Raw genomic sequence first — 16,473 nt, 5'->3', positions numbered from 1 at the left:
GGGTCAAAGCCTTTTTTTGATGTCGAAAACCCATAGTTGCTAACGGTGTCTATAACTTAACAGCGACAGTATGTTCATCAAAAGTGTGTCCTTTGTACTCTTGTTGACCAACGTAACTGACTCTGATTACACCCTTTTGCTTAAAGTTCAACTCGTCTATGGTTGTCAGCGCAACGCGTGCTTCGCCTAACTCTGCATATATGCTGGTATTCGATTGCACCGCTATTCGCTGCGGCTCATCACCGTTATCAGGAATAAACCACGCTTCAAACTTGCCAAAACTACTGTAACTCCCCTGCTTTTTCATATCGATATTGATAGTATTAGGTTTTTCTAATGCAACGTTCTCAATGTTAACTGTCGGAGCAGTTTGCTTAGCGCGGTACATCACAGGAATTGAGTAACTCATGATCATATTGATGTTGATCCCAAGCTGTTTTTGCGACAACGCTTTTTGATTTGGCAATGCCTTAAATCGCAAATGCGAGCGATACTCTTGCTCTTTCATGTCTTTGGGCTTTCTGATAGCCAACTTAACGACTTGTCGCTCTCCTGGGGCTAGTGAAAGCTGACTTGGACTCATTCTCATCATTGGACTCAAAGATGAATCAGTCAACTCAGGCAAGTCAATGTAGCCGCCCTGAGCTTTAGCTCTTTTTTCTTGCCAGTCCAAACGATACGTTTTTCGTTCATTTGAATTATTAACAATAAACACCTTTGCTGTGCGGGTGCGCTCATCAAAAACTATTCGAGTTGGCGAAATCAACAAATTAGCATGCACATTAAAGCTATAAAAAACGCCAAGTAAAATTAAAGAAGTAAGTGTGAAACAAGAAATGAATGTGTTTTTCATATTAAATTAGTAATCCAAACTAATTTCAACAATAGAGGTATAACGGCCATCAAAATACGGGTTGCCATTCGCTGAAGTTTTTAAAGTGGCACCGATCAGAAGCGTCAGCTCTCCATGCTGATTAACTATATGTGATTGTCGATAGTGTAATTTTTCTATCAAAAAATATTGCCCATCAGACCCGCCTGTTAGGCGAGCGTTACTGACATTGTCTGAGATAAACACTTGGGTACCGGGCGACAATGAGTCAAAAACCATAATCGCAGGGTTTCCACGTTCATAAACATAAAGGCCATTGACTTGAATATGGCTATCTGGGTATATCGTAATAGAAGAGTGCTCGTTATTACGAGGGATCACTAAACTACCGAAGTTTAAAGGCTCAATAACTTGAGCAAAGCCTGTCATTGAGCAACAAGATAGCCAAGTAGCCAATAGCCACTTCATCTGAACTGTTTTCACATTACCTAGTAGTTAACTTGAACGCTAAACGTGCCCGAGTAATCACCGTCTGTATAGTCAGATGTTGTGCCATCAGCTGTATTACTACTAGTCGTTAATGTGGCACCCAGATTGAACGAAATATTACCCTGCGCATCTGCTTTTATCGTAGAGCCCGTAACATCGCCGGTAGGTGCTCCTTGCGTTACATAGTAGGTAAAGTTACTCAGTAAAAACTTAGCTGCAGTTGATTCAGTCCCTGGCAGTACAAGGTCCGTTTCCGTAGGGTTAGTTATATTTAAAGATGCGTACTCTGGCAAGCCTGTGATCTTGAAACTAGCAGGGTTGCTATCACCATTCATAATAGCAATAACGGCTGCGCCATCAGACTTTGCCTCAGGTTCAATATTCGGGTTAGCGGGCATAACTAACGTAGCAACCTTATCGGCAGCCGTATCAGCCTTTGCGCGAATAGTACCAAAAACTAAGTCATTTTCTTTATCAAACTCAAAAGAGTTAGTCACTTTCACCGTTGCATTGAATCGCTGTGTTTCAGCAACTGCGCCAGCGCTCACTAAAACTAGTGACACGATTCCTGAGGTAATTATCGCCTTTGTATTCATAGTAAAATCCTTATATGTGAAATAGCCTTCCTGCAAATTTGGATAGCGGCTTAATTATATCGACACTTTATCGCATCACTTAAGGAATTTGTACCTATTTCTTCCATCTTAACTCACTAAAAGTATCACTGCTATTCAATGAGTTAACAACTGACAACGCTCGTTGATTTGATGCAGAACAAAACAAACCTTCTTAGCATCACTGTGCGTGTTAAATGGTCCAGCCAACACAACAAAATAGTCATTCTCGTTGTTAGATAGGTGCTCAACTTGATAAGACAAAACGGTGTTAAGCTGTGGGTACTTACGTATAAACTTATCAAGGTAGCTAGTGGCAAGCTCTCTTTGAAGAAAAGTACGTAACTTAATAAAAGGCTTAGGCTGAATATCGGAACTTGACTGTTGTGGTTTAACCTTATGCGTGACTTTTTCTACATCACTGCGTAACTGCTCTGGCAGCGCTTCAATATCGGCCTGCGAAGCAACCAGTTTTATCAGCAGCGATAAGTCCTCCTCCATCACTTTTAAACGCTCTAGGCTTTGTTTGCTTTCTTCCCACTGAGAAATATAGGGTTCAATTTCATCGTGGTACACAGGCTGCTTATCATCGCTTGGCTTGTCACTCAATAAAGTGCATGCTGAGGTGAAAATAACCAAGCCGAGCAGTGCCATATTTTTAACTAACATTGCACTTTTTTCCATTAATCAATATTAATCCATTATCAAATAAAGCAAAAAAAGTGCCATAAAAGACACTTTTTCGTTTTACTTTAACAGTGCAGCTTACTCTATAGCAGCGACTTCATATGTGCTTTTAACGGCTCTGCAAATTCAGATCTTCTCAGTGCATATTCAACATTTGCCTGCAAATAGCCTAACTTGCTACCACAATCATGGCTCTTGCCTTTCATTGCGTAAGCCTGCACTTTTTCTTGCTCCATCAGCATTGCAATAGCGTCCGTCAGCTGAATTTCGCCACCCGCACCTAACGGCGTTTTAGCTAACAGTGGCCAAATCTCTTTGCTTAACACGTAGCGACCAACAACAGCAAGATCAGAAGGGGCTTCATCAACAGCAGGCTTTTCGACTAAGGTGTATAAATCTGCACTTTCACCCGCTTTAAGCTTTACGTCACCAATATCTGCAATCCCAAACTTATCGACGTCTTCATGCGCCACTGGTTCTACCATAATTTGGCTCTGACCTTGCTCTTTAAAGCGCTTGATCATCTGCGCTAAATTATCTTTTGATAAGTCGCTGGCAGCTTCATCGATCAGTACATCAGGTAGCATAACGACAAATGGCGCATCGCCAATAATTGGACCTGCACAATTAATTGCATGTCCAAGTCCCTTGGCTTCACCTTGGCGCACGTGGATAATCGTCACATCTTTAGGACAAATTGATTGAACTTCTTCAAGCAATTGGCGCTTTACACGTTTCTCTAAAGTAGCTTCCAGCTCAAAACTTGTGTCAAAATGGTTTTCAATCGAGTTTTTACTTGAGTGGGTCACCAAAACGATTTCTTTTACACCGGCCGCAACGGCTTCATTAACAACGTATTGAATAAGCGGTTTATCTACAATGGGAAGCATTTCCTTAGGGATTGCTTTTGTTGCAGGTAACATGCGAGTGCCTAAACCGGCAACTGGAATAACGGCTTTCATCTTATCTCCTAAATAGCCACTGGCGCTTTGATATGTGGGTGTGCTTGATATCCCTCAAGCTCAAAGTCTTCATAAGTAAACGAAAAAATGTCTTTTACATTTGGATTAATATTCATTTTAGGTTTTGCAAATGGTGTGCGAGATAGTTGCTCATCCACTTGTTCTAAATGGTTTAAATACAAATGTGCATCTCCAAACGTATGGATAAAATCACCGGGTTCTAAATCACACACTTGCGCTACCATCATTGTCAACAAAGCATAACTGGCGATATTAAATGGCACACCCAAAAATATATCGCCACTACGCTGGTACAACTGACACGATAACTTACCGTCGAGTATGTAAAACTGAAACAATGTATGACACGGGGGTAAAGCTTGTTTACCCATTGCTGCGTTTTCTTTCGGAGAGTACTGAGTGTCAGGCAACAACGCGGGGTTCCAAGCACTGACGATCAGTCGACGAGAATCAGGGTTCGTTTTAATTTGCTCTATGAGCACTTTAATTTGATCTACTACTTCGCCATTTTCGCCAGTCCAAGAGCGCCACTGTTTTCCATATACTGGGCCTAGCTCTCCCTCATCCGTCGCCCATTCATCCCAAATTTTCACCCCATTGTCTTGAAGGTAAGCGATGTTTGTTTCACCTTTAAGAAACCACAATAATTCGTGAATGATTGAGCGTAAGTGACATTTTTTAGTCGTCACCAACGGAAAGCCTTCTTGTAGGTTAAAGCGCATTTGATATCCAAATACGCTCAATGTGCCTGTGCCTGTTCGGTCTTCTTTTTTTGTACCATGCTCTTTAACATGACGCATTAAATCTAAATATTGTTTCATAACCGTCGTCTTACTTACTTTTAACTTGTTCTAATACAGGCTGTGTTTTATATGCCCACGCCATAAGCGCAGCCCCCGCAATTACCATAGGTAAAGACAGGATCTGACCTTGGGAGATCACACCACCATACAATCCGATGTGCGCATCGGGCTCTCTAAAGTACTCAATCGCAAAACGAAAAACACCATAACCGAGCAAAAATAACCCCGCAACGCTCCCTGCTGGTCTTGGTTTTTTAGCAAACACGACCAACATAACAAAAAGCACCAACCCTTCAAAAAATGCCTCGTATAACTGCGATGGATGTCTTGGCAATGGTCCGCCTGTAGGAAAAACAAAACCCCACGGCACATCCGTAGTTCTTCCCCAAAGTTCACCATTGATAAAATTACCAATGCGACCCGCCATCAAGCCAACAGGCACCAGCGGTACCACAAAGTCACCCACTGATACGATAGATTTTTTACTGCGCAAAGCAAATACTACAATCGCTGTGATAACTCCCAACGCGCCGCCATGGAATGACATACCGCCTTGGTCAATTCTGAATAGATACAATGGGTTTTCGATAAAATATGAAAACTGATAAAACAGCACATAGCCAATTCTACCACCCAGTATTACACCCAACATGCTGTAAAACAGCAAGTCGCTCACCTGCTCTTTAGTCCAACCTGCATTAGGTTTTTCCGCTTGCCTATTTGCCATCCACATCGCAAACAAAAAGCCAATTAAATACATCACTCCGTACCAACGTACGCTCAATGGCCCTATCGAAAAAATTACTGGGTCAATCTGTGGAAACTGCAAAGCCATCGCCTTCCCTTAACTAATGATCATGTGAGTGGCGATAACAAAAAGTAACGCCGCGAAAATTTTCTTTATCGTCGAAACTGGTAAAAATTGAGTCGACTTAGCGCCAATAGGCGCCATAAACCAAGAAGTTAACACAATACCAAATAATGCTGGCAAATAAATGAATCCAGCAAACCCTTCATCAAGGGTATAGTGCGCGCTTCCAGATGTAATATATCCTAATGAGCCAAACAAGGCGATGACAATGCCACTGGCGGATGCACAGCCAATTGCTTTTCTGATATCTAAGGAGAAGTAACTCAGTAAAGGAACAATCAGTGCACCGCCCCCTATACCTATCATTGCAGACAAACCGCCCATCATCGTGGTGATTGCAGACAACACTAAGCCATTCGGCAAAGGGCGCAACGATACCGTACTTTTTTTTGAACTGCTATAAAGCATCCTAGTTGCTATCAAAACCACACTAACAGCAAAAATACTTCGGATCATCGGCTCTGGTAGTAGCGCCGCTAAAAAGCCACTAATTAGGGCTCCAATCGCAACGCCGCCCATTACAAATGGCGCAATGTCCCACGGTACGTTCCCATTTCTATGGTGTGCCAAAGCTGATGAGGTTGAAGTAAATAAGATAGATGCCAATGACGTCGCGATAGCAACTAATACAATTTGAGATTCTGGTACAACATCAAAGTGTATTAAAATAGCTGATAAGACGGGAACAATCACGAGGCCACCACCAATACCTAATAGCCCGGCTAAAAATCCCACTATACTGCCAAGTAACGCGCAGCTGACTATCAGCAAGATGACGTCGCTCATAAATCAATATCTCTTATTATTTTAAGCGCGTAATGGTAACGCATTCTACTCGTGGGTGCATCTTTGCGTTTAATGTTAGTTCGATTGATAGAATAATTCGCTGAAATTATGATCAATCATAAAGTTACGTAATAAGCGATGGACTTGTTTTGCCGATGACTGGGCCAAACACTCATCCAATAACACTTCCATGTCACTAACATGTAATCGTCTGAGTACCCATTTTACTTTACTCAAAGATGAAATATTCATACTCAGGCGTCGATATCCCATTGCCACAAGTAAAATAGCACCTTCTGGCTCGCCTCCTAATTCACCACATAAGCTAAATGGCAGCTCATAGTCTTGGCAACTCCTCGCGATGCTATTTAATACACGGAGTACGCTAGGATGGTAAGGGTCAAATAATTCCGCCACTTGCGCATTGTTCCTATCTACAGCAAGCAAATACTGAGTCAAATCGTTACTTCCAACTGAGCAGAAGTCTACTTTTTTTGACCACTCAGGTAATAAAAACACACTTGAAGGCACTTCAAGCATGATCCCCACCTCTGGTTTATCTATTTGTAAAAACTGATCGGCCCATTCTTCTTGCAATTCAAAATACGCCTGTTCAAGCAAGGCTAAGGCCTCATCCACCTCTTCAGTGTGGCTAACCATTGGCAACATAATGCGCAAATTACCCAGTCCGGCATTTGCTTTGATCATCGCTTTGAGTTGATCAAGAAATAACTCTGGATGGTCTAGCGATACGCGTATACCACGCCACCCTAGAAACGGATTTTCTTCTTTGATATCAAAGTAATCTAGGACTTTGTCACCCCCGATATCTAAGGTGCGCATAACAACCGGTTCTGGGTGGTAACGTGTTAATACTTCTCTATACCATTGCTCTTGTTCACTTTGCGAAGGAAACTGCCCTTTTTGCATAAACCAAGCTTCGGTACGATATAAGCCAACCCCATCACAGTACTTTGCAGTTAAAGATTCTGTACTTAAGTCTAAGCCAGCATTGAGCAAAAGACTGATACGCTCTCCATCTCTAGTGATTGGAGGCAATGCATGCTCAGCTTCAAATTTATCATGCAGTAAGCTTTCTTGCCTGCGCATTTGTTCATATTCATGACGAAGTGCAGTTGAAGGAGAGATATACACTCGTCCAGCGTAACCGTCTAAAATAATCTCTTTTGCCTCAAGCTGTAACAGCGGAATATCTTCAATACCCCAGATAGCTGGGATCCCCATTGCTCGCGTTAAAATAGAAGCATGTGAATTTGCCGCACCTTGCACACTCACGACCCCTTTTAATTTGTCTTTTGGCACTTCAGCTAACATAGTTGGTGTGAGTGTGTGCGTTACTAAAACGGTGTTATCAGGATAAGACTTTTGAGCATGCTCTGTACTAACCAAGTGATGAAGCACTCGCAAGCCAATATCTTTTACATCAACCGCGCGCTCCTTAATATAGGGATCTGTCATCGCATCAAACTGAGTTACCAAGCTCTCAATAACATGCTTCAAAGCGCTCTTTGCATTCCAGCCTAGTCTTAACTGCGCATCAACTTGCTGCCCCAAACTCTGTGCGTCAAGCAATTGCTGATATACCTCAAAAACTGCTAGCGCCTCTTTAGGTATGTTGTCGCTGAGTGTATTGGCTAAAACATGAAACTCTTGTCTTGTTGCAGCAACAGCGTGCAAAAATAACTGCCTTTGTTGCTCTACATGTTCGGATTTTTGTGATTCAACACTGTCAAAGCTTAACTTAGGGAGTACCACAAATGCAGTGCCCAAAGCAATACCCGGTGCACCTGATACACCTTTGAGAACCGATGTTCTATGGGCGCTTGCTTCTTGTCGTAAAACACTTTGAATTTCAGCATGTGCAAGTTGCGAGGCCAACTGGGCAGAGAGCGTAATTAGAAATGACTCTTCATCATGACTAAACACACGTGCCATTTTTTGCTGTACAACAATAACGCCTAGTACTTTGCGTTGGTGCACCACAGGCACTGACAAAAATGCATTGTAGCCTTCTTCGTTTACTTCTGGAGATAACTTAAAGCGGGGATGCGACTGTGCATGAGCAACGTTAATTGGTTCTTCTCTTTGGGCAACTAATCCTACCAACCCTTCTGTAAAACCAATTCTAAACTGTCCTATCGCCTGAGGGTTTAGACCATCGCTGGCCATTAGTACAAAGTTATCTTGGCTATAGTCAGCAAAATAGATGGAGCAACATTCCGTATTCATAGCTTGCTTCACTAAGGTCACAAACTGAGTCAGTGCATCTTCAAGATTCGCTTGTTGTGAAACCGATTCAACAATTGACCGCAACGTTGCTAACACAATCTACTCCTTTAGCGACGATGCCGCCAATTTGCTGTTTCTTTTGCTTGAGGCTCTTTTCTATTAAAGGGCATTGCAAAAGGCGCAAATTCTTTCATAACTCGCCTGTACACATCCCTTTTAAAAGACACCACTTGGCGAACAGGATACCAATAACTTACCCATCGCCAATCGTCAAACTCTGGATGGTGGGTGTGAAGCAAGTCCACATCCTCGTCTTTACACCTGAGTTTCAATAAAAACCATTTTTGCTTTTGACCAATACAAACCGGACTTGAATCTCTACGGATCAAGCGTTTGGGTAGCTTATAACGAAGCCAATGCTTAGAGCTTGCTACTATTTCTACATCTTCGGGTTTTAGACCCACCTCTTCATGCAGCTCTCTGTACATTGTTTGCTCAGGAGTTTCCCCCTCATCTACGCCGCCTTGTGGAAACTGCCAAGAATGCTGTCCAAAGCGCCGAGCCCAAAATACTTGACCTTGATTATTACAGATCACAATTCCGACATTGGCACGAAAACCTTCGGCATCAATCACCTTAGTGCCTCTTTTATAAGTCGATTTTTAATGATTGTTCCACAACTTCCAAGTCACGGCAAACATTATTCCTGCTTTTACTCAAGTTACCCACAGCTTGTGCATGTTTTTTTATAACTACGTCTAAATTACAAACAAATCCACAATTAATCGCTTTATACAGTACTTTCTCCACAGAAACTGTGGATAATTATGTTTATATTGTTGTATTTATCCAAAGCCTGATACATTTAACAGGTGCCACCCTGTTCAACAAAATTAAAAATATCTTTATTTTCATTGAGATACAAGAAAGTACTGGGTATTTATGCGGGGAATATTTAAACAATTTCAAAGTAGGGTAAAAATCAACCATTTGGATCCAAGTAGTTAATCCCTCATGCAAAGTTTGATAGTAAATGAAAAGCTGAAGCCAGCCTTAGTAAACGCTAAAAAGGTACTGCGTTGCTCAATAACCAACTAACGGATCCTATAAAAATTTAAGATACTGAAAGTTGCGCCTCATTAACTATAACCACTGTTCTTGCAAAACATCTAACTTAAAAAACACAATGTGTGTTTCGGTGAATAAACAACTAAGCAAACATCAAGTTTCCATAACTATGTTTTTAGCTTATTAACCTCAGCTGCGGATAAGAGTTTTGATAGCTCAGAAGAGAGACATTGCAACCCCTTCAATATCTAATAACGATATTTCGCTCACTATCAAGGCATTTTCGTGAAGTAATAGCGAGCTATTACAAATGAAAATAACGAAGAGAGTGAGTGAAATAGCTTTATGGGCAAATTCTCTTATGTGCAGCTGAGGTTTATTACTGAACTTGGGCAACTTGCTCATATTTATCAACAATCGCATTAGAAATATCATTTAGTTTTTCTTGTGTGTTACCAGCGGCAACATTAGTGACAATAAATATACCAAGTCGCTGCTTAGGGTAAAGCGCTAACCAGCTAGACGAACCAATTGAGCCTCCACTATGATAAAACATTGGCTTGTCTGAACCGTATTTATAAGTATTCCAAAAGAATGCATGACCATGGGCACGATGACTACCTGCAAGTATCGTTTGTGACAACGCCACTTCAGCCGATGAGGAGTTGAGTAAATAATGCATATAGCTTGATATTGAACTGACTGTAGATGTTAGTCCACCCTCTGCATAGGAATAAGGGCTAAGCAATGGGGCGAGTTCACCTTGGCTATCTGTTCCTTTGGTAATCTTGCTAATTTCATCTCGAGTGAGGCGAAACTTCGTTTGCGCTTCACCAGATTTATCAGTAATGAACTTAGCAACAAGCATCGAAAAAGGCTGTTTGTAAACGCTCTCTAGTATGTACCTGACAAGTTCAGTACCCACATTTGAATATTGATATCTATCTCCTGGCGATGAAGTAAGTTGATATGATCTTAAATCTTCAAAAAACGTCGCGTCAGAGTAATTCGATAGTAACTCAAAAGCCTTGCCGGCACTTATATCCTCACGAGTAAAAGCAAACTCTTGAGGCAGAGCGCTTCTATGTGTTGCCAAGTGACGCAAAGTAATTGGCGTGCCAGAGTATTGCAGATTTAGATAGTTTTCACCGTCTAAATACACTCTAATATCTTCATCTAATTGCACTTTTCTATCTTTTACCGCCTTTGCAAGGAGTAAACCTGTATATGTTTTAGTAATAGAGGCGATTTCATATACAGTATCGCCATTAGGTTTTGTACCATCTGCAAATTGACCAAAGTGTTTTTGATAATGGTAATTATCACTAACAACAGCTATCGACGCGACTTGGGCATTTTCTGAAATTAACAACTCAGAGAGTTGCTGCTCTACAAATGAGTCAAAGTCTAGCTTGTTTTCATTATTACAGGCAGTCAAAAAAATGATGGAAAAGAACAACAAAAGCACTGCTGATATTTTTAGTGAGTACTTGGTCAAAACTATCTTCCTTGAACTTAGCTCATGTTACAGGTAAAAACTTAACACCTTGGTTGTTTAGAAAACAGTACCTTATTGTAAAAGTTTATTTTATAACTATACGAGTAGAACATATACTCTGCGTGAAGTTGCGACTTTTAATAGTATTCTCACAAGTCATTTCTTTCTTGAGCGCTCTTTCGTTACAATGAACCTATTATGATATTGCAGTATATTTCCAGCTATGAATAAACCACAGCCCCCCAAGTCCATCACAGAACTGATGCAAAGAGTAGAAAGCATAGCTGGGTTGACTTTAGGCGAACTTGCTATGCGCTACCAATTCAAGAGCCCTGAGCATTTACTGCGGGAAAAAGGTTGGCCAGGTCAACTATTAGAATATGTACTAGGCGCAAGTGCAGGTTCAAAACCCGTGCCCGACTTTGAGCATTTAGGTATTGAGCTAAAATCTTTACCTATCGATTATAATGGCAAGCCACTTGAAACCACCTATGTATCTGTCGTTCCACTGACCAATTTAACTGGCATCAAATGGGAAAATAGCACTGTAAAAAAGAAACTCAACCATGTACTTTGGTTACCAGTTCTTGCTGAACGTGATATTCAACCAGTAAATCGTACTATCGGGTGTGGCTTTTTATGGCAACCCTCTCAACCTCAAGAGGCGCTGTTAAAAAGAGATTGGGAAGAACAAATGGAACTCATTACCCTTGGCCGCGTTGATGAAATTTCAGGGCACTTAGGACAAGTGATGCAAATTCGCCCCAAAGCAGCCAACAGCCGAGTAACGACCAACGCTATCGGCCCAAATGGCAAACTCATAAAAACCCTACCAAGAGGCTTTTACTTAAAAACCAGCTTTACCCAAGGCATTTTACGGCAAGAATTTACTGCCTAAGCATTTCGCTAGTATGTCCAAATGGAACCTCGCAACCAGTAGGGTTTATCTCTGAACCATAATGTGCACACCCACTTTTCACCTTCAGTTACTGGAAGCCCAGCATGCACCGAATTCGGGTCTAGTTGACCATTTTCAATACTAAAGAATTGTATCAGTTGACCAACTTTAGCTTTAATATCCACCTGCCATTTTTTGAAGCTAGTTTCACCACCTATAAAGTTATCAGTCAAATTGAGCACTGTCGTAGCTATACGCTGACCAAAAAAGCCCAGTTCTTGCTTAATTTCGGGGGTAGAAGGGATTATATAGTCACAATGCCACTTGTATTGCTGACCATCTCGGTACCGATAAAAAACAGGTGGCTCTGCAAAAGGTAACTGCGCTAAGTTATGCATGCACATCAATCGCTGGCTGACAGACAAAAGCATATTGTTAGATAGAATATCTCCAATAAACTGTTCGTTATCTCTAATACTACTTAACTTTTCACGACTCGCATTTTTACCGTACAGCTCAACAGGGTTAAGACGCGCTTGAGCATATTCCGTCAGCTTCTGTGCTAACTGTTGATGTAGTCGGCTCATATGAACAGTCACTTTTCCTTGCATTACGCACTTATAGTTTTGCTGTTGTACTAAGCTTTTCCATAGGTCTGCAATTTCCTCCAGCTCCACGTTGGCAACACTAAGTGGCGATCGTTGCAGCATACTTAACAAAGTGCTTCGCTCTTGCTTTGATGCTTGTTCTTTGATTGGCCATAATTCAACCAGCTCACTATATGCATCAATTTTTTGTCTGTAGGCTATAACTAACACGACACCCAATTCTTGTACATTGATTGAGCTAGAAACAGCGTGACATAGCCATTGTGTCGTAAGCTCTTTATTAACCAGCGCCTCTTCAACAATCAGTTGTTGAGAGGGTAACTGGTGTTGGTGCTTTGCATCTAAAAGTTCAAAAATTCTACTTGCTTTCATCTTTCTTGTTATTTTTAATTAACATTTAGAGCCTTATATTACCACTTTGTCTTTTTTATGTAACACCTATTGCATTAAATAAAATAATAACGTGAACACAGGGTAAGAACTCAATAACAATACTGATTTAGTGCACTGGCTTTTATGTCATTAACTCTTGTCGCTATTTACCAATTTTCTATCCAAAATATTGGATATTTTTAGCAAGAAATTTTGTCGATAACTCTGTAATAACTTTCTTCTTTATTTGTTTTATACCAATAGCATTAAATTGGTGATCAGATATTGCGACAGATAAATGGCTTAGTAACAAGGCAAATATTTCGCTATGTAGTTATTCTACATGAGAAATATTTAACGCAGTTAATGAGTTATTTAGCTCGCTAGAATGATCAATGTATTAATAAAATTGGTATTAAATAAAATTTTAGCCTTGCTAACATCAGGCTTAGTTTCTCAAAAGATTAACTACTATTGCGGACTGGTATCATTATGGCTGGTAAAAAATAAATTAGCAGACAAAAAAATACCGCTATGTAAAAACACAGCGGCATTTATATCTATGCTACTTGTCAGTTTATGATTACTGACCTTTGATCTCTGAACGACCTTTATATACGGCTTTTTCACCCAAAGCTTCTTCGATACGAAGTAGTTGGTTGTACTTAGCAACACGGTCTGAACGACATAAAGAACCCGTCTTGATTTGGCCAGCAGCAGTACCTACTGCAAGATCTGCAATCGTTGCATCTTCTGTTTCACCAGAGCGGTGTGAAATAACTGCAGTGAAGCCCGCGTCTTGTGCCATCTTGATTGCATCAAGTGTTTCAGACAATGAACCGATTTGGTTGAACTTGATTAAAATTGAGTTACCAATGTTCTCATCGATACCACGCTTTAAGATCTTTGTATTTGTTACGAATAAATCGTCACCAACAAGTTGCACTTTGTCGCCAATCTTGTCTGTTAATACTTTCCAGCCAGCCCAGTCACTTTCGTCTAAACCGTCTTCGATTGAAACAATTGGGTAACGGTCCGCAAGGTCCGCTAGGAAGTCAGCAAAACCAGCTGAGTCGAATGCTTTGCCTTCGCCTTTTAGGTCGTATTTTCCGTCAACGTAGAATTCAGACGCTGCACAGTCTAGTGCTAAGGTGATATCTTTGTTTAGCTCATAACCTGCTTCAGCAACTGCCAGTGCAATAACCTCTAATGCTTCTTCGTTAGACTTCAGATCTGGTGCAAAACCACCTTCGTCACCTACAGCAGTGTTTAGACCGCGTGCGTTTAGCACCTTTTTCAAGCTGTGGAAGATTTCAGCACCCATACGCAATGCTTCACGGAAGCTTTTTGCGCCAACAGGTTGGATCATAAATTCTTGAATATCAACGTTATTGTCAGCATGCTCACCACCATTGATGATGTTCATCATTGGCACTGGCATTGAATATTGGCCAGAGGTGCCGTTGATGTCAGCAATGTGCTCATACAATGCTACACCTTTTTCTTGTGCAGCCGCCTTTGCGTTTGCAAGTGAAACTGCCAAAATCGCGTTTGCACCTAGTTTTTCTTTGTTTTCAGTGCCATCTAAATCAATCATGATTTGGTCGATGTGACGCTGCTCAAGTGCATCTTTACCCTCAAGTGCTTGTGCAATATCCGCATTGATAAAGTTAACCGCTGTAAGAACGCCCTTACCTAAATAGCGAGATTTATCACCATCACGTAGCTCTAATGCTTCACGAGTACCCGTTGATGCACCTGACGGTGCACATGCGCGACCCCATGCGCCTGAAGCTAAGTGAACATCTGCTTCAACCGTCGGGTTACCGCGCGAGTCCATAACTTCACGGCCAATCACTTTTACGATTTTTGACATCTTGATTCCTCTTATTCCCAAAGTGGTGAGTGTAATGTTTATATACTTATAAATAAGCACTGGTTTTCATTTAAAAACTAAATGCAAAGCACTGCTTATTGTTATAAAAAAGCCGCGCATAAGCACGGCTTTTCAAATTTGTTTACGATTCAGCTTTTTGGTGTGTATAAGCTGCCGCTACAAAACCTTCAAATAACGGGTGTCCATCGCGAGGTGTTGAGGTAAATTCCGGGTGGAACTGCGCTGCGATAAACCAAGGGTGATCTTTGTGCTCAATGATCTCCACCAGCTTTTTATCTTCAGATAAGCCAGTAAACTGCAAGCCCGCTTTTTCTAAACGTTCAACATAATGGTTATTCACCTCATAACGGTGACGATGACGCTCAACGATTTCATCACTACCATAGACGTCACGTACTTTAGAACCTTTCTTCAGGTGACACTTTTGCGCTCCTAGGCGCATTGTTCCACCAAGATCTGATTCTTCATCACGTACTTCTACATTACCTTCAGCGTCAAGCCATTCAGTAATCAGGCCAACGACTGGATGCGCAGACTTTGCATCAAACTCTGTTGAGTTCGCCCCTTCAAGACCCGCAACATTGCGTGCATACTCAATCAACGCAACTTGCATACCTAGGCAGATCCCAAGGTATGGAATTTTGTTCTCACGCGCATACTTAGCAGCCAAAATTTTACCTTCAACGCCGCGATTACCAAAACCACCAGGAACCAAAATCGCGTCTAGATGCGATAACCTTTCAACACCTTTGCTTTCGATATCTTGAGAGTCAACATACTCTATATTAACCGTAAGGCGGTTTTTTAAACCTGCATGCTTTAGCGCTTCGTTAACTGACTTATACGCATCTGGCAATTCAATATATTTACCGACCATACCAATGGTCACTTCCCCTGTTGGGTTTGACTCTTGGTACAACACTTGCTCCCACTCAGACAGGTCAGCTTCCGGTGCTTCTAAATAGAAACGACGACATACTAAGTTGTCTAAATCTTGTGATTTAAGCAGTGCTGGAATTTTGTAAATGCTATCAACGTCAGGCAGTGAGATAACCGCTTTTTCTTCTACGTTTGTGAACAAAGCAATTTTTGCACGTTCATTTGCTGGTAGACGACAGCTAGAACGACAAACAAGAATGTCAGGTTGAATACCAATTGAACGCAGCTCTTTTACAGAATGCTGAGTTGGCTTAGTTTTAACTTCACCTGCTGTGCCAAGAAATGGCACTAATGTTAAGTGCATGAATAACGCGTGCTCACGGCCAAGCACCGTACCTAATTGACGTAACGCTTCCAAAAATGGCTGTGACTCAATATCACCCACCGTGCCACCAACTTCTACAATCGCGATATCATAGCCTTCGGCCCCTTCAAGTACACGACGTTTAATATCGTTCGTGATATGAGGGATAACTTGAATAGTTGCGCCTAAGTACTCACCTTTGCGCTCACGACGCAATACATCTTCAAACACGCGACCTTGAGTGAAGTTATTACGGCTAGTCATTTTGGTGCGAATAAAGCGCTCATAGTGACCTAAGTCTAGGTCTGTCTCAGCGCCATCTTCTGTTACAAACACCTCACCATGTTGAATTGGGCTCATTGTGCCCGGATCAACATTGATATAAGGATCCAGCTTAAGAATAGTTACATTCAAGCCACGTGCTTCTAAAATAGCGGCTAAAGATGCAGCTGCAATACCTTTACCCAAGGAGGAAACAACTCCGCCCGTTACGAAGATAAATTTTGTACTCATGCGAACCCTAGAATATCAAGGAAAATTGGAATTTAAATAAGAATCAAGACGGGGCGATAGT

General features: G+C 41.4%; 15 protein-coding genes. 1 reads left to right on the top strand and 14 read right to left on the bottom strand.

The window, feature by feature from the left end; translation table 11 throughout:
• Nucleotides 1-49: 49 nt before the first annotated feature.
• From GDK41_RS05375 to GDK41_RS05325, 11 genes are all read right to left on the bottom strand, one after another.
• On the bottom strand, nt 50-853 hold the full coding sequence (locus tag GDK41_RS05375; RefSeq protein ID WP_152085442.1) for a fimbrial biogenesis chaperone: 804 nt from the start codon (nt 851-853) through the stop codon (nt 50-52).
• 6 nt (nt 854-859) lie between these two features.
• Entirely contained in the window at nt 860-1,300 is a 441-nt protein-coding gene (locus tag GDK41_RS05370; RefSeq protein ID WP_152085441.1) for a DUF4402 domain-containing protein, read from the bottom strand.
• Nucleotides 1,301-1,320: 20 nt separating this feature from the next.
• Nucleotides 1,321-1,917 carry a DUF4402 domain-containing protein gene (locus tag GDK41_RS05365; RefSeq protein ID WP_152085440.1) on the bottom strand — a complete coding sequence of 199 codons (597 nt, stop codon included), beginning with the start codon at nt 1,915-1,917 and terminating at the stop codon, nt 1,321-1,323.
• 135 nt (nt 1,918-2,052) lie between these two features.
• Complete coding sequence (locus GDK41_RS05360) at nt 2,053-2,604, bottom strand: hypothetical protein (protein ID WP_152085439.1); 552 nt, start codon at nt 2,602-2,604, stop codon at nt 2,053-2,055.
• 101 nt (nt 2,605-2,705) lie between these two features.
• Nucleotides 2,706-3,584, bottom strand: coding sequence for a UTP--glucose-1-phosphate uridylyltransferase GalU (gene galU, locus GDK41_RS05355; protein WP_152085438.1), 879 nt, complete (start codon nt 3,582-3,584; stop codon nt 2,706-2,708).
• 8 nt (nt 3,585-3,592) lie between these two features.
• On the bottom strand, nt 3,593-4,426 hold the full coding sequence (locus tag GDK41_RS05350; RefSeq protein ID WP_152085437.1) for a thymidylate synthase: 834 nt from the start codon (nt 4,424-4,426) through the stop codon (nt 3,593-3,595).
• 10 nt (nt 4,427-4,436) lie between these two features.
• Complete coding sequence (gene lgt / locus GDK41_RS05345; RefSeq protein ID WP_152085436.1) at nt 4,437-5,243, bottom strand: prolipoprotein diacylglyceryl transferase; 807 nt, start codon at nt 5,241-5,243, stop codon at nt 4,437-4,439.
• 9 nt (nt 5,244-5,252) lie between these two features.
• Complete coding sequence (locus GDK41_RS05340) at nt 5,253-6,065, bottom strand: sulfite exporter TauE/SafE family protein (RefSeq protein WP_152085435.1); 813 nt, start codon at nt 6,063-6,065, stop codon at nt 5,253-5,255.
• Between the two features lie 75 nt (nt 6,066-6,140).
• A complete protein-coding gene (gene ptsP / locus GDK41_RS05335; RefSeq protein ID WP_152085434.1) occupies nt 6,141-8,411 on the bottom strand; it encodes a phosphoenolpyruvate--protein phosphotransferase in 2,271 nt (756 codons plus the stop codon).
• Nucleotides 8,412-8,422: 11 nt separating this feature from the next.
• The gene (gene rppH, locus GDK41_RS05330; RefSeq protein ID WP_152085433.1) at nt 8,423-8,950 is read right to left on the bottom strand and encodes an RNA pyrophosphohydrolase; all 528 of its coding nucleotides are present in this window, start codon (nt 8,948-8,950) and stop codon (nt 8,423-8,425) included.
• A gap of 812 nt (nt 8,951-9,762) precedes the next feature.
• Nucleotides 9,763-10,881, bottom strand: coding sequence for a serine hydrolase domain-containing protein (locus tag GDK41_RS05325; protein WP_232056529.1), 1,119 nt, complete (start codon nt 10,879-10,881; stop codon nt 9,763-9,765).
• A gap of 223 nt (nt 10,882-11,104) precedes the next feature.
• On the opposite strand from GDK41_RS05325, the gene mutH reads away from it, so the two are divergent.
• Nucleotides 11,105-11,779 carry a DNA mismatch repair endonuclease MutH gene (gene mutH / locus GDK41_RS05320; protein ID WP_152085431.1) on the top strand — a complete coding sequence of 225 codons (675 nt, stop codon included), beginning with the start codon at nt 11,105-11,107 and terminating at the stop codon, nt 11,777-11,779.
• An 8-nt stretch (nt 11,780-11,787) separates the two neighbouring features.
• Here the strand turns inward: mutH and GDK41_RS05315 are convergent, their stop codons facing one another.
• The 3 genes from GDK41_RS05315 to GDK41_RS05305 all read right to left on the bottom strand — a co-directional run bounded on the left by GDK41_RS05315 (nt 11,788) and on the right by GDK41_RS05305 (nt 16,412).
• Entirely contained in the window at nt 11,788-12,759 is a 972-nt protein-coding gene (locus GDK41_RS05315; RefSeq protein ID WP_152085430.1) for a 2OG-Fe(II) oxygenase, read from the bottom strand.
• A gap of 583 nt (nt 12,760-13,342) precedes the next feature.
• Nucleotides 13,343-14,635, bottom strand: coding sequence for a phosphopyruvate hydratase (eno, locus tag GDK41_RS05310; RefSeq protein ID WP_152085429.1), 1,293 nt, complete (start codon nt 14,633-14,635; stop codon nt 13,343-13,345).
• 142 nt (nt 14,636-14,777) lie between these two features.
• Entirely contained in the window at nt 14,778-16,412 is a 1,635-nt protein-coding gene (locus GDK41_RS05305) for a CTP synthase (protein WP_152085428.1), read from the bottom strand.
• Nucleotides 16,413-16,473: the final 61 nt, after the last annotated feature.

This window comes from Pseudoalteromonas sp. A25 (assembly GCF_009176705.1).
Lineage (GTDB): Bacteria > Pseudomonadota > Gammaproteobacteria > Enterobacterales > Alteromonadaceae > Pseudoalteromonas.
The sequence above is the reverse complement of the archived record's forward strand: the minus strand, read 5'-3'. Positions and strand labels throughout refer to the sequence as shown.

Bases quoted from the DNA above. Each gene is read 5' to 3' on its own strand.
- GDK41_RS05375 (WP_152085442.1), bottom strand. From the start codon at position 853: ATGAAAAACACATTCATTTCTTGTTTCACACTTACTTCTTTAATTTTA.
- GDK41_RS05370 (WP_152085441.1), bottom strand. From the start codon at position 1,300: ATGAAGTGGCTATTGGCTACTTGGCTATCTTGTTGCTCAATGACAGGC.
- GDK41_RS05365 (WP_152085440.1), bottom strand. From the start codon at position 1,917: ATGAATACAAAGGCGATAATTACCTCAGGAATCGTGTCACTAGTTTTA.
- GDK41_RS05360 (WP_152085439.1), bottom strand. From the start codon at position 2,604: ATGTTAGTTAAAAATATGGCACTGCTCGGCTTGGTTATTTTCACCTCA.
- galU (WP_152085438.1), bottom strand. From the start codon at position 3,584: ATGAAAGCCGTTATTCCAGTTGCCGGTTTAGGCACTCGCATGTTACCT.
- GDK41_RS05350 (WP_152085437.1), bottom strand. From the start codon at position 4,426: ATGAAACAATATTTAGATTTAATGCGTCATGTTAAAGAGCATGGTACA.
- lgt (WP_152085436.1), bottom strand. From the start codon at position 5,243: ATGGCTTTGCAGTTTCCACAGATTGACCCAGTAATTTTTTCGATAGGG.
- GDK41_RS05340 (WP_152085435.1), bottom strand. From the start codon at position 6,065: ATGAGCGACGTCATCTTGCTGATAGTCAGCTGCGCGTTACTTGGCAGT.
- mutH (WP_152085431.1), top strand. From the start codon at position 11,105: ATGAATAAACCACAGCCCCCCAAGTCCATCACAGAACTGATGCAAAGA.
- GDK41_RS05315 (WP_152085430.1), bottom strand. From the start codon at position 12,759: ATGAAAGCAAGTAGAATTTTTGAACTTTTAGATGCAAAGCACCAACAC.
- eno (WP_152085429.1), bottom strand. From the start codon at position 14,635: ATGTCAAAAATCGTAAAAGTGATTGGCCGTGAAGTTATGGACTCGCGC.
- GDK41_RS05305 (WP_152085428.1), bottom strand. From the start codon at position 16,412: ATGAGTACAAAATTTATCTTCGTAACGGGCGGAGTTGTTTCCTCCTTG.